The following is a 21868-nucleotide window of genomic DNA, read 5'->3' as shown; positions in this document are numbered from 1 at the left end:
GGTGTCGGGGAGGGGCAGGTGGCTGGCCTCGGCGCGCAGCAGGGGCAGGCCGTGCGGCTGGGCCTGGAGGTAGGCGACCAGCTTTTCGCGCACGAGGCAGCGCAGCTCGAACGCCTTGCCCGCGTCGGACGCGCTCACCAGGGCGCGCAGCTTCATGGTGCGCTCGCTCAGCTCCGTCACCTGGAGCCCCTGCGCCCTGCCATCCCAGAGGCCCTGGGACTCCTCGGCCAGGATGCGCTGGAGTTCCGCGCGCATGGACGGCACGTGGGTGCGGAAGTCCACGAAGAGCTCCGCGGTGCCCAGGATGTCGGGCGACACCTTGCTCCAGTTCTGGAAGGGCTTCTCCAGGAAGTGGGTGATGGGGATGACCAGCCGGCGCAAATCCCACACCTTCACGACGACGTAGGTGAGGGTGATCTCCTCCACCCAGCCCCACTCGTTCTCCACGATGACCGTGTCCCCGATGCGGATGGGCTGGGTGATGGACAGCTGGATGCCCGCGAGCAGCGTGGAGATGGACTTCTGCGCGGCGAGGCCAATCACCAGGCCCGCGATGCCGGCGGACGCGAGCAGGGACACGCCCACGTTGCGCACCGCCTCGAATTGAAGGAGCAGGAGCGACGCGGCCACCAGCACCACGGCCACCTCCACCACGCGGCGCAGGATGGACAGCTGGGTGCGCAGCCCGCGCACGCGCGCCACGTCGGTGCCCTCCGGGGACCGGGCCACCTTCTGCTCCAGGAACCGGGCGGCGCGGGTGAAGAAGCGCAGGAGGAACAGCGCCGCCGCGACGATGATGATGGAGCGCGCGCCCAGGTCCACCGCGCCCTGTCCGGCAGGGGGCAGCATCAGGAACCGCGCGCCCGCCGCCGCCACCGTCGCGCCCAGCACGTGGCGCATCGTCCCCCGGCCCGCGGCGAGCAGTTCGTCATCCCAGCCGGACTTCGTCAGCCCGGCGGCGCGGGACCCCAGGCGCAGCACCAGCGCTTCGCCCAGCTGGCCCAGCACCCACGCGCCCGCGAGCAGCACCGCGAGCCCCAGCCACTGCCACGTCTCCAGCACCCACAGCGGGCGGGTGAAGAGCCCGGGCGGCAGCCACTCCGGAGCGCTCCGGGCCACCTCCGCCGGGGGCGGCGTCACCCCCGCGTCCAGCGCGAAGGCCCCCACGGGCCCCAACAGCAAGCACATCCCCATCCACGGCGGCACGGAACGGCGCACGGCGACACTCCCCAGTCCCAGTTCAAATTATTTGAGGACAAACAATCATCTTGAAGAGGGGCTGTCCACCGGTGCTGACGCGGAAGGTCAAAGGCCGGACGGAGGACAGCCGGGCAGGGAAGGCGGGTGCGGGTGATCGGCCCGCTCGCCGTCACGCCACCTGGCCGGCGTCCGCTTCCACGGGCTGCGGTTCCGGAGCGCGGGTCAATCCCAGCACCTGTTCCCGCTGGGGCCAGGGCCACGCTCCGGTGACCATGGCCAGCTTGCCGGAGAGGGCGGACATCACGGCCACCTGGAACGTGCAGATGTACGAGATGATGCCCATGTCTCCGAACACCTGGTTCAGGTACGACGCGACCACGCCCACGATGCACAGACACGCGGTGCGGTGCTCCGCCGAATAGGCCCGGTGGTACGAGCGCGCCGCCAGGTACACCGTCACCACCAGATACATCCACACGCCCGTGAACCCGAACCACCCGCCGAAGGCCAGCAGCCCCAACAGCGAGTTGTGCGGATGGAAGCGGTACGTGGGGAAGATGAACGCGATGTTGGGCAGCGGGTAGGGCTCCAGGAACTCGTGCCCGTAGCCCGTGCCGAACACCGGGTTGGTGTTCCACGTCGCGATGAGGTTCAGGTTCTCGATGTCGCGGTAGTCCAGCTCTCCTTCCGCGTGCTGACCCTCGATGATGGAGCGGAAGGTCGCCACCGGCTTGAACACGCTGCTGTTCGAGCTCCACCCCACCAGGAAGTACACGACCAGCAGCGGCGAACACGCCAGGAGCCCGCGCGTGATGAACCGCTTCAGCGGCGTCCACGGGTTGAAGAAGTACGCCGCCGCGAGCCCACCCACGAGGCTCACGTACGCGAGCCGTCGGTCGTTGAAGAACATCCCGATGAATACCAGCACGATGATGAGGAGGCCCCGGATGGCGTGGCCGGACTTCGGCCGCTCCAGCCACCGCGCGATGCACACCGTGATGGCGAAGATGAACGTCATCGAGTCCGAGTGACAGGTCGTGTACTCGACCTCCAACCCCTGCGCCGGGATGACCACGAGCGCGAAGTACGTGCTCACCGCGGACTTGGTGAGCGCCGCCAGGATGATGGTGCGCGCCACCAGCGGCCAGTCCTCCGGCCCGCGCAGGCTGTAGTGGTACATCACCGCCACCAGCGGCAGCACCGCGGCCTGGTGCCACTGCCACAGCGAGTTCTTGATGTCCCCGCCCCGGACGATGCCCCACACCTCCATCCACATGATGGAGAAGAACGAAATCGCCAGCACCACCGCCAGCGGACGGGGGATGGGCACGACGGGCGGATCGATGGTGGACTTCGTGGCCCGCCGCCAGATGCCAATCCCAATGGACCCGATGATGAGCCCGTCGATGAGCGGGAACCTCAGCGCACCAATGCCTACCAACTCGTGGAGTTGGGTGAACAGCAGCTTGCCCAGGGGGAACAGGGGCGAGGGCCAGAACATCGACTGGGGCCGCTCGGGCGTGTAGTCCACCGCGAGCACCAGGTAGAGCACCGTGATCGCCAGGTAGCGCAGCGGCACCTTCCAGATGACCCACGCCACGGTGACGGCCAGCACGGGCGCCAGCGTGACGACGGGGTTGCCGTCACCCACCGCGGCGGCACCCACGGTGACGAGCCCCAGCCCGGCGATCATCACGATGTACTGGAGCCAGGCGGCGCGGGAAGGTGCGGAGGTCATCGGACGGAGAGGGGGGAGGCTATATCCCGGGCCCGGGTTGGGATAGATGCGGATGCTGTATGGCTGGCTCCCGACCCCGTGTCCTCCTGATTGCTGAGCTGTGCAACCCCGACTGGGTGAGCGTTCCCCTGGAAGGCTGGTCCCTGGCCCGGGCGCTGGCCGAGGTGGCGGACGTCCACCTGGTCACCCAGGTGCGAAACCGCGAGAACATCCTCAAGCAGGGGCTGGTGGAGGCAAAGGACTTCACGGCCCTGGACTCCACGCCGGTGGAGCGCCCGCTGGAGAAGGTGGGCGAGGTGCTGCGAGGCCGCGCGGGCGTGGGCTGGACGACGGCCACGGCGCTGAGCGTGCTGCCCTACTACTACTTCGAGGAGCTGCTCTGGCGGCGCTTCGGGGACCGCATCCGCGCCAAGGAATTCGACGTGGTGCACCGCTACACGCCCATCAGCCCCACGACGCCCAGCACGCTGGCGGCGCGGTGCGCGGAGGCGGGGGTGCCCTTCGTGATGGGGCCCATGAACGGCGGCCTGCCGTGGCCCAAGGGCTTCGGGGACGCGCGCGTGCGTGAGCGTGAGTGGCTGAGCTACATCCGGGATGTCTACAAGCTGATGCCCTTCTACAAGTCGACGCGCAAGCACGCGGCGGCGCTGATGATGGGCTCGCGGGCGACGCGCTCGCAGCTGGCGGCGGAGTACCAGGACAAGACGGTCTACATCCCGGAGAACGCCATCGACGTGCGGCGCTTCGGCGCGTCCAAGGCGGAGGCGCCCACGGGGCTGCCGCTGCGGGTGGCGTTCGTGGGGCGCTTCGTGCCGTACAAGGGCATGGCGATGCTCATCGACGCGGCGGCGCCGCTGGTGCGCGAGGGCAAGGTGGTGGTGGAGCTCATTGGCGACGGCGCGGAGATGCAGAACCTGCGCGCGCAGGTGGCAAGGGGCGGGCTGGAGAACGGGGTGACGTTCGCCGGCTGGGTGAAGCACCAGGAACTGCAGGGGCGGCTGGCGAAGAACCACATCTTCGGCTTCCCGAGCGTGCGCGAGTTCGGCGGCGCGGTGGTGGCCGAGGCGATGGCGCTGGGGCTGGTGCCCATCGTGATGGACTACGGCGGTCCGGGCGAAATCGTGAGCCCGTCCACGGGCTTCGCCATCCCCATGGGCACGCCGGACGAAATCGTGCTGCGCGTGCGCGGGGTGCTGGAGAAGCTGGTGGCGGATCCGTCCGTGATTGGCCCCATGGGTGAGCGCGCGCGGGCGCGCATCCAGAAGCACTTCACCTGGCGCGCGAAGGCGGAGCAGGTCCTGGAGGTCTACCGCTGGGTGTCCGGCGAGCGCGGACAGCCGGACTTCGGGATGCCGCTGGCGGACTGAAGCGCGCGGGGCCCTTGCCTCTGCACCAAGGTGCAGGGGTTAGGGTTCTGGACATGAACCCTGACTCCTCCGTGGTCCGTCGCGTCGTCCTGGCCAGTGCGCTGTATGACTTCGTCGTCACCGTCCCCTTCGCCACACCGTGGACGGCGGCGGCGGTGCTCGCGGGTGTCCAGCAACTGCACCACGCGCTGTCCCTGGGCGGTGAGCCCCTTCCCGCGTTCACGCCCACGCACCTGTTCTTCGTCACCCTGTTCGGCACCATCGTGACGCTGTGGTCGGTGGTGCGGATATTCCGGCCCACCGCGTTCCATGGCGCCATGGACACCGTGGGCCGGGCGCTGTTCTCCACGTGGATGCTGGTGGCGCTCTCGCAGGGGGCGACGCAGGCGCTCGTCGGGTTCCTCGTGCTGGAGCTGGCGTGGATGTTCGCGCAGGGGGGTGCCATCCTGGGCGCCAGGAGGTGGCGTGGTGGCATCCCCTCGACGGTCGGTTGAAGCTGCTCCCTTGAGGATTGGCGCATTGGCGCACGCCGCGGGCGTGAAGCTGTCCACGCTGCGCTTCTACGAGCGGCGCAAGCTGCTCGTGCCCCTGGAGCGCAGTGAGAGCGGTCAGCGCCTGTACGGCCCGGACGCCGCCATCCGCGTGCGCTTCATCCGCCGCGTGCAGGAGCTGGGCTTCTCCCTGCGGGAGGTCTCCGCGGTGCTCGCCATGTCCGACCTGCGGGGCACCCCCACCCGCGAGGTGGCGCGCTTTGCTGAAGCGAAGGTGCAGGTCATCGACGCACGCATCGACGACCTGCGCCGCATGCGCCGCGCCATCACCACCCTGATGGTCGAAGGGTTCTGCGGGCCGGACACCGTGTGCCCCATCCAGGCGTCACTCGGGGCTTCGGGGGCGGTGGCCCCACGCAAGCCCCGCGCTTCAGCACCTGCCTCCGCGCGAAGCCCGCGCCGACGGTCCACCGCCGTCGGCACCTGACTTGCGCGCGGGGGCGGCGCGCTACGGCCGCTCCGCCTCACGCGTGGTGCGCACCCACTCGCCGCGCTTCTCCGCGCCGGGGCCTCGCACCATCAGCCACACCTTCCACACGACGTAGATGGGCGCCCACGCCAGGTCCAGCAGGCCGCGAGCGCCCACGCCGGACACCCACCAGCCGCGCAGCACGTACAGCGCCAGCGACATCAGCCCGAACGACGCCAGCGCCGAGGCCGCCACCGCCGTGCCGCCCGACAGCCACACCACCCCGGCCGCCAGCACCGAGCCCGCCACCGTCGCCAGCACCAGCTGGCTCAGGGGCGGCACCAGCACGTCCATGGACAGGTCGAACAGGAGCCCGCTCTTCTGCTTCAGCGCGTCGCTGAGCAGCGGCCAGCCGTGCAGCTTGCGCATCTGCGCACGCCCACCCTCCCAGCGCTGACGCTGCGAGCGGCTCTGCTTCTCCGCCGTCACCATCTCCCCCAGCACCTCCGCCTCCCAGGCGTAGTGCACGCGGTGCCCCTTGCGCGCCAGGCGGATGCCGTACTCCAGGTCCTCCACCACGCTGAACGCGTCGTGCGGCACCTGCTTCAGCACCTCGTGCGTGAAGCACATGCCGTTGCCGCGCAGGCCGCAGGACACACCCATCCGCTCGCGCCCCATGGAGCGCACCCGGTGGAACATGCCCAGCGCGATGGTCATCAGCCGCGTGCGCCACGACGCCGTGGGGTTCATCACCCCGTAGTGCGCCTGCGCCGCGTGCGCCCCGTCCTCCAGCCGGCGGGAGAACGCGTGCAGCAGGTTGGGCGTCACCACCGTGTCCGCGTCCACCACCACCACCGCGTCCGCGAAGCCGTCCTTCTGGCTGCGCTCGAAGGCGTGCGCCAGCGCGTAGCCCTTGCCGCGCTTCTCCGCGTCCTGGCGCTCCAGCACCGTGGCGCCCGCCTCGCGCGCCTTTTGCGCCGTCGCGTCCGAACAGTTGTCCGCCACGACGATGATGCGCCGCAGGTGCGTGGGGTAGTCCACCGCGGACAGGTTCGCCACCGTCCGGGCAATGCCCAGCTCCTCGTTGTGCGACGGAATCACCACGTCGAACTTCCGCACCACGGGCGACGGCGGCACCGGCGCCGCCTTGCGTCCCGACAGGAGCGTCAGGAGCAGCAGATAGCCGCAGCCTCCCGCCACCGGCAAGAGCCCCACACACAGCGCCACGTCCACCCAGGTCCAGACCGTCACAGTGTCACCCCCACGCGCGCCGCTTCAGGGCGAGCACGCGCTTGAACCTTCAGCGCCGTTCCAGCTCCGCCAGCACCGGCAACTTCAACAGCCGCTCCACCTGCCAGCGCTCCAGCACCCGGCGGCGCAGGATGTCCAACGCCACCGCCGCGAACACCGCCAGCGCCACCCCGCCCACCACACCCGCGATGGCGATGAGCTTCGGGTTCGGCTTGGACGGCTTCTCCGGGAACAGCGCCGGCATCAGCACGCTGTAGCGGTGCTTCATGGACGCCTTGGAAATCTCCAGCTCCGTCTGCGCCAGGTCCAGCCGGCGGATCTTCTCCTGGTGCCGCATCACCACCATGCGCAGCCGGTCCGACGCCACCGCCACCTCCGGATCATCCGGTGTGCCCAGCAGCGCGCCCGCCATGGGCGTGCCGCCCAGCGCCAGGCTGGAGCCTTCGGTGGCGGAGTCCACGTCCGTGCCGCCCATGCGCAGGTACTCCTGGATGAGCGACTGCTCCTCCGCCCGCAGGCCGATGAGCTGCGGCGTGTCCTGCTGCATCGCGGCCACGCGCTGCTCCAGGTCCACGATGACGGGGTGCTGCGGCGAGAAGACGACGCGCTGTTCGGTGAGCTGCGCCCGCAGCTCCGCGAGCCTGCGGCTCCTGAACTCCTCCACGTCGCGGATGGCCCGGCGCTTCGCCTGCACCAGGAACTTCAGCTGCGCGAGCGCGTGGTCCGTCTGCACCAGCGCCTGCCGCGCGCTGGCCGCCTTGGGGTCCGCTTCCTTCTTCTTGCGGCGCGCGTCCGCCTGCTTCACCGCGCGCTCCAGGTCGGTGATGGCCTGCTTGATGTTCCCCGCCTCGTTGCCCACCTGCGTCTTCAGGATGTTGACGGCCTCGGTGATGGCGCCCATCTCCGAGTCGTGGCGCATGTCGAGGAAGTTCTGCGACGCGGCCTCCACGATGTTGAAGGCCAGCTGCGGGTCGCTCCAGTCCACGCCGATGGTCACCGTGCCGGAGCCGCCCTCCGCCATCACGTTGAGGCTGCCCTCCAACATGGCGATGAGCGCCTCCTCCTTGTCCTCGTCGGACATGGGCGGCGGCGGCTTCTTCAGGAGCTGCTCCTTCATGCGGCTCAAGGGCGAGCGCATGTGGTCCCAGTACTCGACGAGCTTCGCGTTCTTGATGACGGACTTGAGGTTGCCGCGGCTGAGCACCATCTCCCACGCGGCGCGCGTGGGCTGATCCGCTTCCATCGGGATGGAGCGCCCGGGGTTCACCAGCGAGGAGATGATGAGGTTGCGGTACGTCAGCATCCGCGTTTCGACGTGGTACTTGCGCGGCATCAGCTTCGCCGCCAGCGAACCCAGGCCGCTCATCACCGCGATGATGCACAGGCCCAGGAACCAGTGCCGGAAGATTGCCCGGCGCACGAAGCCCAGCCCGTCGAAGAGGAAGCCCCAGTCGATGAGGTCCGCCGCACGTCCGCCGCACGCCGCCCGCCGGCGTGCGGCGGATGTGCTCGCAGACGTCATAGCCGGACACGTCCGGCAACGTCAGGTCCAGGCACACCAGGTCCGGCTTCTCCGGGCCCTGGAGGTACTCCATCGCGGACTTGCCGTTGGGCTTCTCCACCACGTTCTTCACGCCCAGGTCGCGGAGCATGTCGCCCAGCATGGCGCGGAACATCGGTGAGTCCTCCACGAGGAGGACCGTGAGCTGTTGGAGCTCCATCACGTCGAATGCCTTTCCTTCCCTCACCCGAACCCGTACCTGGGCACGAGCACGAGCACGCCGTATGCGTACGCGATGTTGAAGAGGGCCACCCACAAAATGGCCTTCTTCATCCCCCGCCAGGGATTCACGTCCCGCGCGGCCGCTCCGGGCAGCGCGATGGTGGCAATGAGGACAGACAGGAGGATGAGCTTCGCCATGTCGGGAGCCTCAGAGGATACCAGTTTGCCGCACCGACAGTCCCAGCGTCGCGGACCACACCATGCGGGCCGCTTCCACGTCGGGCGAGCGAGTCCACGCGGTCCGCGTGTCCGCCTCCAATGACACCCACCGTGACACCGTCCAGCTGGCGCCCACACCTCCCACCACCTGCCGGTCCCCCACCGCGCCGCCCACCGCGAACGCGGAGCCCGCCGTCCCCGACAGCCGCACGCGAGGCCCCAGCGTCCAGGTACCATTCAGGGTCAGGTCCGCCCTCGGGTACACCAGACCCGTCAGCCGGTCCACGAAGGGCGTCACCCGCGCCGCCACCCGGCCGTTGAAGTCCGCCGCCCGCGACGGCACCCGGTGCGACCACGCCAGCGTCAGGTCCGGCAGCAGGTCCAGCCGCGCGGGAGGCTCCACCTCCGGCGCATCCCCCACCTGGAAGGTCCCCACCCGCCTCCCACCTGACGGGGTGGCCCCGGTGCCGTCGTCCGGGGCGGCAGCGTCCTCCGTCGCGCGCACGGAGTACGCCACGCCCACACCCACCCCCGCCTCCAGCGACGAGCGCCGGTCCAGCCGGTGCGTCCACGCGCCCGTCAGGGTGGAGACCATGGCGCTGGCGCCGGTGGAGAAGCGCGAGTTCGTGAAGCCCACCGTGGTGGCCAGCGTGTGCCGGGGCGCGGGCGCCCAGCCGAGCGACGCCTGCGCGCGCGGGCCGTACTGGAAGGGCACCGCCTCCTGCGCCGTGGCGTCCAGGCCGCCGCTGGCGGAGAAGCCCGCGCTGCCCGACAGCCGCAGCCCCGGGCCCAGCCACACCGTCTCCGCCGCGAGCGTCGTCAGCGAGGACAGGAAGTACACGCTGTCCGCGCCGTCCGGCAGCGGCTGGATGGGGATGTCCCCCGCGGTGTCGCCCGGCAGCGCCGTGTCCGGGTCGTCCAGGCTGCCGCCCAGGGGCAGGTTGGTGAAGAGGTTCACCTGGCCCAGCACGAACTCCTGGGTGCCGTGCAGGGTGAGGCCGCGCTGGGGCCGCCAGTCCCCCCGGAGGCGCCCCACGTGCTGCACCTCCGTGCGCGGGTGGGTGGTGGCCTCGCGGAAGGAGATGCGCGGCGCGTACTCCAGCTGCGCCACCGCGCTGCCGTCATCCAGCTTCAGGCCCAGCAGCGGGACGAGGTCCATGTCCCCCGCGACAGGGGGCACGTCCGTGGCGGTGGCCTGCGCCTCCATGGAGCGCAGGCGCGTGTCCACGCGCGCCGCCGCTTCATAGGTCACGGAGGCGGAGGCCACCTCCAGCCACAGGGTCGCGAGGGCCGCGTCCAGCACGGGCTATTCCACCACCACCACGTCGCCGGGGCGCAGGCGGAAGGCCGCCGCGCGGCCCTCGCCACGGATGAGGTCCTCGTACTTCACGCGGATGCGCAGGGGCTCCTCCGCCTGCGGGTCCTCCCGGCGCAGCACGAAGATGCGGTCGCGGTGGGCGTAGTCGGTGAAGCTGCCCGCGGCGCCCAGCGCCTGGAGCAGCGTCGCGCCCGGGTCCAGCACGTGCGCGCCCACGTTGGCCACTTCTCCCAGCATCGTCACCGACATGGGCCGCGCTTCCTCCAGCGACACCGTGACGACGGGGTGGTTGATGAAGTCCTTCAGCCGCGTCTGGATCTGCTGCGCCAGCAGGGCCGGCGTGTGGCCCGCGGCCTCCACGTCGTCCAGGAAGGTGAGGCTGATGCGGCCGTCCTCGCGCACCTTCGCGCGCGTGGTGAGCGCCTCCTGGCCCCACACCCGCACGTTGAGCACGTCGCCGGGGACGATTTGATAGGCCGCGTCGGAGGCGGGCGGCTTCTCCTGGTACTCGTTCACCCAGGTGTACTTGCCCAGGCCGCTGCACGCGGGCCCCAGGAGCAATACGCCGAGCAACAGGCCTTGGCGCGCGAACGCGCTGAAGACGGGACCGCGGAATCGGGACGGACGGGACGGCATGGTGCTCGGGCGCCTCACGCGGTGGGGGTGGCCGTGACGACCACCTCGACAGGGGCAGCCTTTCCCCGCTGCCGCGCCATGCGTACCACCTGGAGCAGCTCCGCGGGGCGGATGGCGCCGGTCAGCAGCACGCCGGCCACGTAGGTGCTGGCCGTCAGCCCCAGCCGGGGCCACGCGGACACGCTGCCCACGAGGAAGCGGTCCAGGGCCACGCACACGCCGCACACCGCCGCCGTCTTGGCCACCATGACCAGCGAACGCCGGTCAAAGGAGTTCCTTCCCATGCGGCTCAGGAACAGCACGGTGACGATGACCTCCGTGAAGAACATGGACAGCGCGGTGGCGGTGGCGCCGCCGGACGGCCCCATGCGGCCGTACAGCCAGGGGATGAGCGCCAGATTGAGCAGCGGGTTCACCACCGCGCCCATCGTGGCCGCGAGCGTCACCCACCACTCCTTGTTGGACATGGTGAGCCAGATGCTGCTGACCATGGTGACGTAGGCCATCACGAAGATGGGCGACAGCACGCGCAGGGGCAGCGCCGCGGGCTCGAAGCCGGGGCCGCACATGATGCGCACCCAGAGGTCCGCGCCCAGCACCATGGCCATCATCACCGGCACGGTGAAGGCGAGCACGCCCTCCAGCGAGCGGCGCGTCAGGTGCGACAGCTCCTCGGGCGAGCGCGCCGCGGCGCGCGACATCATGGGCATCAGCACCCAACCGAAGATGGGGCTGATGAGGAAGGTGAGCCCCGCGATGCTGAACGCGCCGCCGTACCAGCCCACCTCTTCCTTGGTCGCGAGCTTGCCCAACAGCGACATGTCCGTGCGGCCGTTGCACGCGAGCGCCGCCGCGGTGAGGAAGAACGGCAGGCACGCCTTCATCACCTTCTTCGTCGCGGGCAGGTCGATGCGGAACTTCAGCCCCAGGTGCACCTTCGCCAGGCGCCAGCTGATGACGAGCTTCACCGCCTCGGACACCACCATGGGCACGGCCAGCCACTGGATGCCCACGCCCAGCGCGGCCATCAGCGCCAGGCCCCCGCCCCACACAATCTTGGTGATGACGTTGGAGACCGACAGGCCCGCGACCTTGCCCTTGGAGTGCAGCAGCGCGGCCATGGAGGCGTTGACGACGATGAGCGACTGCGCGAGCGCGAACCACTGCACCAGGTGCTGCACCTCCGGAGGCTCGCCGGTGTGGTGGAGCACCAGCGCCAGCGCGACCATGAGGATCAGCGTCATGGCCAGGCGCAGCAGCATGGTGGTGCCGAAGAAGTCGCTCGCGTGCTCCGGGCGGACCGGCACCTCCTTGCGGATGTACGTCTCCAGGCCCAGGTTGGTGGCCACGAAGAACGTGGCCGCGAAGGCCTCCGACCAGTTGAAGTAACCGAACGCCTCCGGCCCCAGGTAGCGCGGCATCAGCGCGCGGATGCCCAGGGCGATGGCGTACGTCACCATCAGCGAGCCGCCGAGTTGCAGGGTGCTGCGCACCGCGCCGCGGACTTCATTCGCGCGCGCGCCGTCTTCAACAGCTGCGGGAGGGGGGTTGTGGCTGTTCACGGTCATGGAGACGCGGGCCTTCGGGGATGCTGCGCGCTCAAGGGGGGAAGGCCCGCCCCATAGAAAGACAAGCGGGCCCGGCGCGTCAACGCCGGGCCCGGGGAAACGGCCAGGGTCGCTAGCTTGCTCCGCGACCCGTGATGACCACCGGCACCGTCTGCAGCAGCAGCCGCAGGTCGCCGGTGAGGCTCCAGTGGTCGATGTACTGCATGTCCAGGTACATCCACTGCTCGAAGGAGATCTGGTTGCGTCCGGACACCTGCCAGATGCAGGTGAGACCCGGGCGCACCGACAGCCGGCGGCGCTGCCACGTCTCGTACTTGGCGACCTCGCTGGGCACCGGCGGGCGCGGGCCCACGATGCTCATCTCACCGCGCAGCACGTTGAGGAACTGGGGCAGCTCGTCGATGGAGAACTTGCGGATGAACCGACCGATGCCGGTGATGCGCGGGTCGTTCTTCATCTTGAAGACGGGGCCGGTCTGCTCGTTCTGCGCGGCCAGCCGCTCCTTGAGCTCCTCCGCGTTCACCACCATGGAGCGGAACTTCAGCATGTAGAACGGCTTGCCGTGCTGACCGGTGCGCAGCTGCTTGAAGAAGACGGGGCCGCGCGAGGTGAACTTGATGGCCGCCGCCACCGCCAGGAAGAGCGGCAGCAGCATCCACAGCGCCACCGCGGACACCGCGATGTCGAACAGGCGCTTCATGGCCATCTGGTGCGGCTTGGGCGCCACCGCCGCGAAGTGCAGGTAGCCGTCCGCCACCGCGCGGGACTCCACCGGGCGGGCGCGGTCCAGGCGGAAGGAGTGCGCGGGCAGCGCGAACGGCACGCCGAAGCGCTCCGCCAGCTTGATGGCCGCCTGCATGGACTCGCCCTGCTTCAGCGTGTTGCCGGCGATGTAGACCTCGCTCACCGGCAGCGTGCGCAAGAGGCGCTCCAGCTCGTCCGCGGGCCCCAGCACCTGCGCGGGCAGGCTGTCGCCGGAGGCGTGGTCCTCCGGGAAGCGCACGTAGCCCAAAATCTTGTGACGGCCGCGGCCCAGCAGGTCCTCGCCGGTGTAGCGGCCCATGGCGCCGGTGCCGACGATGAGCACCTCCTCCGTGGGGGCCTCCTGCGACGCCACCTGGCGGAAGACGCCCAGCCGCAGGAGCAGCGCCACCGGCCAGAACACCACCAGCAGCGGCGCCACGCCCACCTGCGCGGCCGTCGGCATGGCCAATTCCAGCACCGCCTGCACCGTCACGACGGCCAGCGTGGTGACGGACACCAGCGCCACGTGGTCCAGCTTGCTGCGCTCGGCGAAGCGCGAGTCGTAGAGGCACAGCGCGGTGCCCGTGATGAGCCACACCAGCACGGCCGTCAGCACCATGCCCGGCAGCTCCCAGCCCAGCGGCAGCGTCCGGCCGCCCTGCATCCACGCGGTGCCCAGCAGCACGCCCACCAGCAACACCAGGTCAACGGTGAGGTTCAGCTTCGCCGCGAAGCCGGGTGCCAGTCGCGGCGGATCCGTGGCCTCGTCCGAGGGCGCGCTTCCCGTCAACGGAGCCGTCGACGGAGCTGCCTTGACCTCGGCGCCTGCAGTTGCACTGCTCATCGTGTCCACCCCCCTCTGCTCCAAACCTTCAGGTTTCGCAGAGGATGCCGTCATGGCTAGAAAAGTTTAACCAGAAGGAAATGTGAGATTGCCAAATTGTGCGTCGCGGCGCAACCGTCGCTCAGCAAGAAAGACGTGACATCAGGTGAATCCTTGGAGGCCCCCGGCCGGGGACCGATGCAGCAAACGGGCTGATGACACATTGAGGTACGACCGCGACCGTGGATCGTCCCCCGGTGTCCGGCGCTGTCGGAGCCTGGGGTGACTGCATGTACGATGCCGGTCTGACAGGTGGATGCATCGGTGCTTCCCGGCAGGAGCCTTGAGGGACATTCTCAAGGGTTCCACGAGGTTGGCGGTGTAGGACCCAGTCGCTCCGCACCGGTGTAGACGTTGCAGCGGCCGTTCCTTGAGAACGCAGCCAGCGTCATGCCGGAACGCAGGGCCAGGTCGATGGCGAGCGAGCTGGCCGCGGAGACGCTGACGACGACGGGGATGCGGGCGCGGGCGGCCTTCTGCACGATTTCGAAGCTGGCGCGGCCGCTGACGGCGAGGACCGTGGGGGCGGCCGGGAAGGGCGGGACGGGGAGGCGGCGCGGGGCCCGTACGGCGCGTGCGAGCACCAGCGCGCCCACGACCTTGTCCACCGCGTTGTGGCGGCCCACGTCCTCGCTGGCGGCGAGCAGCTCGCCGTTCGCGTCCAGCGCGGCGGCGGCGTGGACACCGCCGGTGTGCTCGAAGTTGTGCTGCACGGCGCGCAGGCGTTCGGTGGCGCGGGCCACGGTGTGGGCGGAGAGCACGGGGCCGGGCGCGACGGGGGCGCAGGTGGCCAGGAGGTCGTCCACGGTGCGCCGGCCGCACACGCCGCACGCGGAGGTCGTGAGCGTTCCACGGCGCGTCGCGGCCACCCGCTCCAGGTCGAGCACGGCGCCGGAAGCGGGGGTGACCTCCAGCACGTTGCCGAAGCCTTCCTCGCCGGGGTGGCCGCAGTGGAAGAGGCTGCCCAGGTCGTCACCATCCATCAGGATGCCCTCGCCAAAGAGGAAGCCCACGGCGAGCTCGCGATCCTGGCCTGGAGTTCGCATCGTCGTGGCGACCGTGTCGCCGCTGACACGGATCTCCAGCGGCTCCTCCACGGCGATGCGGTCGTCCTCGGCGGCGCGCAGGGTCGCTCCGTCAAAGCGGCGCACCGGACGGTGGGTGAGGCCCTTCAGCTCGGCGCGTCCGGCGCCGGGGGGGCGCGGCGGCCTCGCGGCCTCGCGGAGCCACGCGACGATGAAGTCCGCGACGGCGCGCGCGTCGCGGGAGGGCAGGCGCGGGAGGCCAGCGAGGGACTCGGGGAGCACGGACGCGTCCGTCACCACCGCGAGCACGTCCGGGCGGGACGCGGCGAGCGGCGCGCCCAGGCCCTCGCGCCACACCTCCAGCTTCGGCAGGGGCCCGTCCTTCCAGCCCTCCACGAGCACCAGGTCCACGGCGTCCGCGTAGCGGGCGAGGTGCGCGGGGGACAGGGCTTCGGCGGTGGTGAGCTGCGTGCCGTGCGGGGTGGCGAAGCCGACGAGCGCCGCGCCCGCGTGCTGGGCCCGCGCGCTGTCGCTGCCGGCGCGGTGGAGCGGATGATCATCCGACGAGTGCTTCACGCAGGCCACGCGCAGGGCGCGCGACGTCAGCTCGGGGACGAGCCGCTCCAGCAGCGTCGTCTTGCCGGCGCCGGACCACCCGATGATGCCGAGCATGGGGGGCGCCTTCACGCGGCCTCCACGGCCTGGAAGTCCGGCGGATCAAAGAGCTGCACGTCCACGGAGTCGCCTTGCGCGAAGTCGGCGCGGCCCGCGGGCAGCACGGCCCAACCCCGGGCGGCGACGTTCTGCAGAATCTGACCGGCGCCCTGGGGACGCAGGCGGGCCCAGGGTTCGGGGCCGTCGTCGCGGGTTTCGAGCGCGGCGACCGTGACGAGGTACGTGAGGCCCGCCTGCTTGTGGCGGCCCTCGGAGAGCCGGGCCCGGACGACGCGGCGCTGCTCGAGCACGCCCTGGTGCTTGAAGAGCAGCGGGCGCGCGAATTGATCAAACGCGACGGTGGCGGCGCCCGGGTTGCCGGGCAGCACGACGACGGCGGTATTTCCCAGGCGGGCCACGGCCACGGGCTTGCCGGGCTTGAGGGCCACGCCATCCACGAGGAAGCGCGCGCCCATCCGCGCGAGCACGCGCTTCACGCAGTCCCTGTCCCCCACGGACGCGCCGCCGGTGGTGATGAGCACGTCCACCTGGGGCGCCAGCCGCTCCAGGTGAGAGAGCAGCTCCTGTTCGTCGTCGCGCGAGCGGGCCAGGTGCGTGACGTCCGCGCCGGCCTCGCGGGCGAGTGCGGCCACGAGCACGCGGTTGCTCTCGAAGACCTGGTGGGGCAGGGCGGGCTGGCCGGGGGCGACGAGCTCGTCTCCGGTGGCGAGGACGGCCACGCGCGGCGCGGGGCGCACGAGCACGGTGGCCTCGCCCAGGGACGCGAGCACGCCGAGCACGGTGGCGTCCACGCGCTGGCCGGCGGCGAAGAGCGGTGCGCCCGGCATCACCTCTTCCCCGGCGCGGCGCAGGTCGTGGCCGGGCAGGACAGAGACGAAGAGGTCCACGTGGGCGCCATCGTCGGTGGGGCGCGCGGCCTCCTGGCGGACGACGGCGTCCGCGCCCGGGGAGAGCGGGGCGCCGGTGAAGACGCGCGCGGCCTCGCCGGGCTGGAGTGCGCGGCGGGGAAGGTGGCCCGCGTAGACGGTGTCCACGATGCGCAGGCGCGCGGGGCGGTCGCGCTGGGCGCCGCGCGTCTCCTCGGCGCGCACGGCCCAGCCATCCATGGCGGAGTTGTCACAGCCGGGCAGCGCACGCGAGGCGACGACACGGCTCGCGAGGAACCGCCCATGGGCTTCCAGCAAGGGAAGCGGCGTAGGGGCCGCGGGCGCGAGGGCTTCGAGCGCGGCCATTCGCGCGGCGGGGAGGGGAGTCAGCGGCATGCGTCGGAGGCGGGACTCTACGCTTGGGCGTGCGGCGCTTGTCCACGGGGGGACGTGGGAAGGCGGTTGCTCCCTCCCTCCCGGGTCAGGCGGAGCCCAGGGAGTCACATGCTCTCCAGACAGCGGCGGCCAACCTGGAAGGCGGGAAAGCTGTGTAGGGTCGCGCGGAGATGGCTGAAGGCGCGACCTTTCCCGACGTGACGCTGGGCCTCCTGGCAGGCGGGCAGGGCGCCCGGCTGGGCGGCGTGGCCAAGGGGCTGCTGACGGTGGACGGGCGCACGGTGCTGGAGCGCCTGCTGGAGTTCGCGCCGCGCTTCGGGGACGTGCTGCTGGTGGCGAACGCGCCGCAGCCCTATGCGCGCTTCGGGGTGCGCACGGTGGCGGACGTGGTGCCGGGCAAGGGGGCGCCGGGAGGCGTGCACGCGGCGTTGGGCGCGGCGCGCACGCCGTGGGTGTTCACGGTGGCGTGTGACATGCCGTTCGTCACGGAGGCCGCGGCGCGGGTGGTGCTGGACGCGCGGGCGGAGGACGTGGACGCGGTGTGCTTCGAGCGCGAGGGACGTTGGGAGCCGCTGTTCGCCGCCTACCGCGCGGCGCTGGTGACGCGGTGGGGTGGGGCGCTCGCGGAGGAACCGTCGATGCGGCAGGTGCTGTCGCGGTTCCGCACGCGGACGTTGCCGGAGGCCGCGTTGCGCGCGGTGGACCCGCGGCTGCGCGCGCTGGTGAACGTGAACACGCCGGAGGACCTGGCGCGATATGGGGTGGGGTTGCCCCGGGCGTAAGGGAAGCCGTGGAGGCGCATGTCCGAAACCGGACGGAGCAGCAGGCGTGCGGCCAGCGAGATGAAGTCCTGATGCATCTGCGAGGGGTTGACCGGCCGTGATGCATTCACGGTGTCAACTCCCCTCCCGCTTTGCGCTGACGGCACTTACCCTCCGTTCCTCGGGGGGGAGGCCAGATGGCCACGACGGTGTTCGCGCGTGGCGGGGAGCGAGTGGAGACCTTCATGTCGTCAGACAGTGCCCCCTTGATCCTCTTGATCGAGGACGAGGAAGACATTCGAGACGCGGTCAGCACCCTTCTGGAGATGGAGGGTTATCGCGTCGAGCAATGCGTGCACGGCGAGGACGCGTGGGCGTGGCTCTCGTGCCATGAGCGTCCGGACCTGGTGCTGCTGGATTTGATGATGCCGGTGATGGACGGCCAGTCCTTCCTCCTGCGGCTGTCGCAGGAGCGCCTGCTGGTGGACGTGCCCATCGTCGTGCTGTCCGGCAGCCCCTTCCAGCCCGAGGGCGCGGTGGCCTACCTGCGCAAGCCCGTGTCGGTGGCGCAGTTGCTGGAGATGGTGGGGCGCTTCCTTCCCTCTCCCAACGCTGGATCAGGAGAACCCCGTACGTCTTGATACATGTGTCATGTCGACACGTGAGAGGACTCGCGGTGGAGGGGAACCTGTGGAATGGTCCGGCACGGCAGGCTCCCTCCCTGCCCTCTCAAAGGACGACGGATGCCGCGCGGAACACTGGAACTTCCAGAGGACATCGCACGCGACCTGACGGCCCGCCTGGGCGCCACCACCGAGGCGGACACCTCCCGGGGCATGTTCTTCCTCGGCGTGCTGGACGCGGTCCGCTTCCTGGGAGGAGAGGAGGCGGTGGCGCGTGTGTTGGATCAGGCGGACGAGAAGGCGGACTACGTCCCCACGCAGCCCTATCCCTTCCCCCGCTTCCTGCGCCTGTCCTACGCGGCGGCGTGGCAGCTGGCGCCGCAGGTGGGCGACTTCGACTCCGCGATGCGCCAGATTGGCACCCAGGCCATGCTGGACTTCCTGCACTCCATGTTCGCGCGGGAAGTGGTGCAGCAGGCCGGCGGAGACCCGAAGCGGCTGATGGAGCTGATGCAGGCGGGCTACCGGATGGCCCTGAACTTCGGCGAGCGCACCGTGGAGTGGACGAGCGCGACGTCAGGCCGCATCACCATGACGCGCACGCTGATGCCGGTGCCCTACACGGAGGGCATCCTGCGGGCGGCCCTGGAGGTCACCGGCGTGCATGACGTGCAGGTGCAGGGCCGGTCGCTGGCGCTCGTGGAAGCCGTCTACGACATCGCCTGGAGCTGAAGCAGCCTCACGGCTCCGGGCGCCGGAGCTCCACGGTGGCGCCCTGGTGGCGGAGGCGTTGGGCCATGGCCTCCGCGACGCGCTGGGGCCGCAGCCGCACCAGCACCACGGGCAGGGGGCCGTACATCCAGCGCGCTGCGTCCTCGTGCTCCCGCCGCAGCTCCGCGATGAGCTTCGTCACCTCCAGGGGCGTCGCGCCCAGGTCCGTCAGCACGACGTCGTAGCGCGGCGCCTTCAAGGGCGGTGAGCAGGGGCGCAGGAAGGCCAGCGGATCCGTGTCCGTGCGCCAGGACTCGAAGAGCTTCACGCGGACCTGGAAGCCGTGCGCGCGCGCGAGGGCGCTCACGGCGGTGAAGCCCTCCATCAGGTCGGTGAAGATCACGCCCACCGTCAGGTCCACACCCAGGTGCTCTTTCGAGCGGCGCATCCTCCAGGCGACGTGGGGCTCCGAGGGGACGCGCTGCACGAGCGGCCCGTCGTCCGCGTGGAGCGCCTCCAGCAGCTCCACGGTCCGGGTGCGGATGTCCAGGCCCTCGCGGGCCGTGTACGGAATCCACAGCTCGAAGACACTCACCAGCGGGTGGTGCGCGTGCTCCACCGTGGTCTCCACGTGGCCGCCCCGCTTGTAGATGAACGCGCCGTAGAGGTTCGGGAGGGCGAGGGCGCAGGGGGCGTGCAGGAACACCTGATGGCCCAGGGCCCAGACCCGGGGCGTGCCGTCGTAGGAGTCGTTATCGGAGTCGGTGTCGCGAGGGGCACCGAGTCCGTGGCGGGCGGCGAAGTCCTCCAGGGGCGTGGGGCCGGGCGCGCTGCCGGTCTCCTGGATCCAGGCCCGGTGCGCGGCGGACAGCTGGGACAGCTCCGCGGCGACGCTCGCGGCGGTCTGTTCGTCCTCGAAGGCGCCCACCACCGTGTAGCTGCCGCTGTTGTTGCTGGCGAAGGCGTTCCAGACGTGGATCTTCATGAGGGGGCTCCTGACAGGGAGGACAGGCCATGGCCCGGCGTGCGCGCGCAGCCGGGCAGGGTGGACGCGGAGGCCAGCTGCGCGCGCTGGCCGTGCCACACGTCCATCACGTCCCGGGCGGACGTCACCGGGAAGGCGAGGTGGTGGAAGCTGCATGGCATCACCTTGCGGTCGGAGGTGATGACCAGGAACTCGCGGCCCGCGCCGCAGTCCTGCTTGTCGAAGAGGCGGGGGACGCCCTCCAGCCGCTCGCCCCAGCACACGTCGAGCTTCAGCTGGCAGCGCGACCCGAGCGCCCGCGCGAGCACGGCCACGCGGCGCGACAGGTCGCGGGCCTGGGCCGCGTCCAGGTGCAGCGCGCGGTCGTGGCCGTTGTAGCTGAGCAGCAGCACGTCCCGGCAGCCCAGCGCCACCAGCTCCAGCACCACCGTCTCCAGCGAGGGCAGCCGCTCCGGCGTCACCAGGTAGTTGACGCCGAAGCGCGCCCCCGCGTCCGCGAGCCTCCCCACCGTGCCGCGCCAGCCGTTGTCGTCGTAGAGGGAGACGCGCACCTGCCCGTACCGGCCGCGCACGGCGGCCAGCCGCCTGGGCGTGAGGGCCACGCCGTTGGTGGTGAAGCTCACCGCGAGCGGGGTCTCGTCGTACAGCCGGGCCACCAGCGTTTCGAAGTGGGGGAAGGCCCAGGGTTCCCCGCCGCCGAAGGCGACCTCCAGCACGCCCGCGTCCGCGAGGCCGGAGAGCAGGTCGAAGGCGCTGTCCGCCGTCCAGTCGCTCTTCGCGTCCAGGTCGCGCGAGCAGAAGGTGCAGGCCAGGTTGCAGCGGTTGGTGATGCCGAACTGGAGGGCCCGGGGGGCGCGGGCGCGCAGGTGCGCGGTCTCCTCGCCCTCGCAGCGCACGTTGGTGCCGGTGTCGCGGTCGAACAGCAGCAGCGCTCCGTCCAGCGGGAAGCGGCGCAGGTGCGCGAAGGGCGCCGGGACGGGCACGGCGGAAAGGTCGGCTTCAGTGGACGACATGGGCCTCCAGGCTCCGGGATCCAGGCTCCAGGACGCGGGGCCGACGCGGCCTGGGGCGTGGACCTGACGCTGGGGGGGAGAGTCTGGCATGGGACAGCTCCGGTGCCAGTCGCGGGGGAGGGGCTCGCAAGAGGGCGTGCGGAGGGATTGCTCGCGCCCCGCTCCCGGCATGGAGGGCGGCCGGGCGAGTGCGGGACCGTGAGCGGATTTCGGCCGCCTCCACCGTGCCGCGCGGGCCTGGAAGGCGCACCTGAAGGGGCGGGAGGCGCAAGCGCGCATGGCACGCCACGAGGACCTGAAGGGACAGATCGCCATCGTCACGGGGGCATCCAGCGGCGTGGGGTGGCAGTCCGCGGTGCGGCTGGCGGAGGCCGGGGTGAGGTTGTGTGTCACCGCGCGGCGCCGCTCCGCGCTGGAGCTGCTGCGCGCGGAGGTGCTCCAGCGCGGCGGCGAGTGCCTGGTGTGCGAAGGCGACGTGACGGTGCCCGAGGACGTGGAGCGCGTGGTGCGTGAGTGCGTGGCGCACTACGGCCGCGTGGACGTGCTCGTCAACGCGGCGGCGGTGCAGTCCTACGGCCACTTCGACCAGCTCCCGTGGGAGCACATCACGCGCGTGTTCGACGTGACGTGCTTCGGTTACTTCCGCTTCGCGCGCGCGGTGCTGCCGCACTTCCGGGCGCAGGGCCGCGGCCACCTGCTCAACATCCAGTCCATGCTGTCGGCGGGGTCGGCGCCGCTGTTGTCGGCGTACGCGGCGGCGAAGCACGCGACGCTGGGGTGGGCGGAGTCGCTGGAGCTGGAGCTGCAAGGCACGGGTATCCAGATCTCCAACGTGCTGGTGCCGTCGGTGTCCACGCCGATGTTCGACCACGCGCCGACGATGCTCGGGCGGAAGCCCGTGCCGGTGCCGCCCACGTACGACGTGGACCTGGTGGCGCGCGCGGTGGTGCGGCTGGCGCGGCGGCCGGGGCGCACGTCGGTGCCGGCGTTCCTCCAGGGGCGGCTGATGCTGTGGCTCAACGGCCTGGCGCCGTCCGTGGGCAAGGCGGTGCTGAGCCGCTTCGGCGAGCGGATGCAGACCACCGGCACCCCGCTGCACCGCCCCGAGGGCAACCTCTTCGCCCCGGTGGCGGAAGGGGTGGGACCCCGGGGCAGCGTGCCCCCGACGCCCGCGTGGGTGCGCTTCACCGCGACGCTGGGGCTGGC

Annotated in this window: 20 protein-coding genes and 1 pseudogene; 7 read left to right on the top strand and 14 right to left on the bottom strand. The window is 71.0% G+C overall.

Going from position 1 to position 21868, the window contains the following annotated elements; genetic code table 11:
• Together D7X12_RS22605 and wzy are read right to left on the bottom strand one after the other, a co-directional pair.
• On the bottom strand, positions 1 to 1218 hold a 1218-nt coding region (locus D7X12_RS22605; RefSeq protein ID WP_244224721.1), incomplete at its 3' end, for a mechanosensitive ion channel family protein.
• 151 nt (positions 1219 to 1369) lie between these two features.
• The gene (gene wzy / locus D7X12_RS22600) at positions 1370 to 2938 is read right to left on the bottom strand and encodes an exopolysaccharide repeat unit polymerase (RefSeq protein WP_120627359.1); all 1569 of its coding nucleotides are present in this window, start codon (positions 2936 to 2938) and stop codon (positions 1370 to 1372) included.
• 59 nt (positions 2939 to 2997) lie between these two features.
• Between wzy and epsH the strand changes: the two genes are divergently transcribed.
• The 3 genes from epsH to D7X12_RS22585 are packed head-to-tail and all read left to right on the top strand — an operon-like array spanning position 2998 to position 5283.
• Positions 2998 to 4305, top strand: coding sequence for an exopolysaccharide biosynthesis glycosyltransferase EpsH (epsH, locus tag D7X12_RS22595; RefSeq protein WP_120627358.1), 1308 nt, complete (start codon positions 2998 to 3000; stop codon positions 4303 to 4305).
• Positions 4306 to 4358: 53 nt separating this feature from the next.
• On the top strand, positions 4359 to 4799 hold the full coding sequence (locus D7X12_RS22590) for a hypothetical protein (RefSeq protein ID WP_120627357.1): 441 nt from the start codon (positions 4359 to 4361) through the stop codon (positions 4797 to 4799).
• Between the two features lie 25 nt (positions 4800 to 4824).
• Positions 4825 to 5283 carry a MerR family DNA-binding protein gene (locus D7X12_RS22585; RefSeq protein ID WP_120627356.1) on the top strand — a complete coding sequence of 153 codons (459 nt, stop codon included), beginning with the start codon at positions 4825 to 4827 and terminating at the stop codon, positions 5281 to 5283.
• A gap of 21 nt (positions 5284 to 5304) precedes the next feature.
• Here D7X12_RS22585 and epsU read toward each other — a convergent pair whose 3' ends face one another.
• The 10 genes and pseudogenes from epsU to D7X12_RS22540 all read right to left on the bottom strand — a co-directional run bounded on the left by epsU (position 5305) and on the right by D7X12_RS22540 (position 16569).
• A complete protein-coding gene (gene epsU, locus D7X12_RS22580; RefSeq protein ID WP_120627355.1) occupies positions 5305 to 6516 on the bottom strand; it encodes an exopolysaccharide biosynthesis GT2 family glycosyltransferase EpsU in 1212 nt (403 codons plus the stop codon).
• A 49-nt stretch (positions 6517 to 6565) separates the two neighbouring features.
• Positions 6566 to 8038: a PCP family exopolysaccharide biosynthesis protein EpsV gene (gene epsV / locus D7X12_RS22575; RefSeq protein ID WP_120627354.1), complete on the bottom strand. Its 1473-nt coding sequence runs from the start codon at positions 8036 to 8038 to the stop codon at positions 6566 to 6568.
• A 28-nt stretch (positions 8039 to 8066) separates the two neighbouring features.
• Positions 8067 to 8168: pseudogene (locus D7X12_RS44450) on the bottom strand (response regulator); the annotation flags it as partial.
• Between the two features lie 92 nt (positions 8169 to 8260).
• Complete coding sequence (locus tag D7X12_RS43485; RefSeq protein WP_167509031.1) at positions 8261 to 8437, bottom strand: hypothetical protein; 177 nt, start codon at positions 8435 to 8437, stop codon at positions 8261 to 8263.
• 10 nt (positions 8438 to 8447) lie between these two features.
• Entirely contained in the window at positions 8448 to 9761 is a 1314-nt protein-coding gene (gene epsX, locus D7X12_RS22565) for an exopolysaccharide export protein EpsX (protein ID WP_120627353.1), read from the bottom strand.
• 3 nt (positions 9762 to 9764) lie between these two features.
• Complete coding sequence (gene epsY, locus D7X12_RS22560; protein WP_120627352.1) at positions 9765 to 10412, bottom strand: exopolysaccharide export protein EpsY; 648 nt, start codon at positions 10410 to 10412, stop codon at positions 9765 to 9767.
• Positions 10413 to 10426: 14 nt separating this feature from the next.
• Positions 10427 to 11905, bottom strand: a complete 1479-nt coding sequence (wzx, locus tag D7X12_RS22555) for an exopolysaccharide biosynthesis flippase (protein WP_244224720.1) — start codon at positions 11903 to 11905, stop codon at positions 10427 to 10429.
• A 187-nt stretch (positions 11906 to 12092) separates the two neighbouring features.
• Positions 12093 to 13577, bottom strand: coding sequence for an exopolysaccharide biosynthesis polyisoprenyl-phosphate hexose-1-phosphate transferase EpsZ (gene epsZ, locus D7X12_RS22550; RefSeq protein ID WP_120627350.1), 1485 nt, complete (start codon positions 13575 to 13577; stop codon positions 12093 to 12095).
• Between the two features lie 326 nt (positions 13578 to 13903).
• Positions 13904 to 15319, bottom strand: coding sequence for a formate dehydrogenase accessory sulfurtransferase FdhD (gene fdhD, locus D7X12_RS22545; RefSeq protein WP_120627349.1), 1416 nt, complete (start codon positions 15317 to 15319; stop codon positions 13904 to 13906).
• Positions 15316 to 16569 (bottom strand): molybdopterin molybdotransferase MoeA, encoded by a 1254-nt coding sequence (locus D7X12_RS22540; protein ID WP_120627348.1) that lies wholly within the window; start codon positions 16567 to 16569, stop codon positions 15316 to 15318. Before D7X12_RS22540 ends, fdhD begins: the two co-directional genes overlap by 4 nt.
• 170 nt (positions 16570 to 16739) lie before the next feature.
• Between D7X12_RS22540 and mobA the strand changes: the two genes are divergently transcribed.
• The 3 genes from mobA (at position 16740) to D7X12_RS22525 (ending at position 18685) form a co-directional block, all read left to right on the top strand.
• Positions 16740 to 17351, top strand: a complete 612-nt coding sequence (gene mobA, locus D7X12_RS22535; RefSeq protein ID WP_120627347.1) for a molybdenum cofactor guanylyltransferase — start codon at positions 16740 to 16742, stop codon at positions 17349 to 17351.
• A gap of 224 nt (positions 17352 to 17575) precedes the next feature.
• Positions 17576 to 17971, top strand: a complete 396-nt coding sequence (locus D7X12_RS22530) for a response regulator (protein WP_158620102.1) — start codon at positions 17576 to 17578, stop codon at positions 17969 to 17971.
• A gap of 102 nt (positions 17972 to 18073) precedes the next feature.
• Entirely contained in the window at positions 18074 to 18685 is a 612-nt protein-coding gene (locus D7X12_RS22525; protein ID WP_120627345.1) for a DUF2378 family protein, read from the top strand.
• A gap of 7 nt (positions 18686 to 18692) precedes the next feature.
• Here D7X12_RS22525 and D7X12_RS22520 read toward each other — a convergent pair whose 3' ends face one another.
• Both D7X12_RS22520 and D7X12_RS22515 read right to left on the bottom strand, forming a co-directional pair.
• Complete coding sequence (locus tag D7X12_RS22520) at positions 18693 to 19649, bottom strand: hypothetical protein (RefSeq protein WP_120627344.1); 957 nt, start codon at positions 19647 to 19649, stop codon at positions 18693 to 18695.
• A complete protein-coding gene (locus tag D7X12_RS22515; protein ID WP_158620101.1) occupies positions 19646 to 20662 on the bottom strand; it encodes a radical SAM/SPASM domain-containing protein in 1017 nt (338 codons plus the stop codon). The genes D7X12_RS22520 and D7X12_RS22515 overlap by 4 nt, the downstream gene beginning before the upstream one ends.
• Before the next feature lie 277 nt (positions 20663 to 20939).
• Between D7X12_RS22515 and D7X12_RS22510 the strand changes: the two genes are divergently transcribed.
• Positions 20940 to 21868, top strand: a 929-nt coding sequence (locus D7X12_RS22510; protein WP_120627342.1) for an SDR family NAD(P)-dependent oxidoreductase, incomplete at its 3' end; no start/stop codon positions are given.

Origin of the sequence: Corallococcus sicarius, assembly GCF_003611735.1 — a bacterium.
Taxonomy (GTDB): domain Bacteria; phylum Myxococcota; class Myxococcia; order Myxococcales; family Myxococcaceae; genus Corallococcus; species Corallococcus sicarius.
Note: the sequence above shows the minus strand (reverse complement) of the source record. Positions and strands in the feature narration are given on the sequence as shown.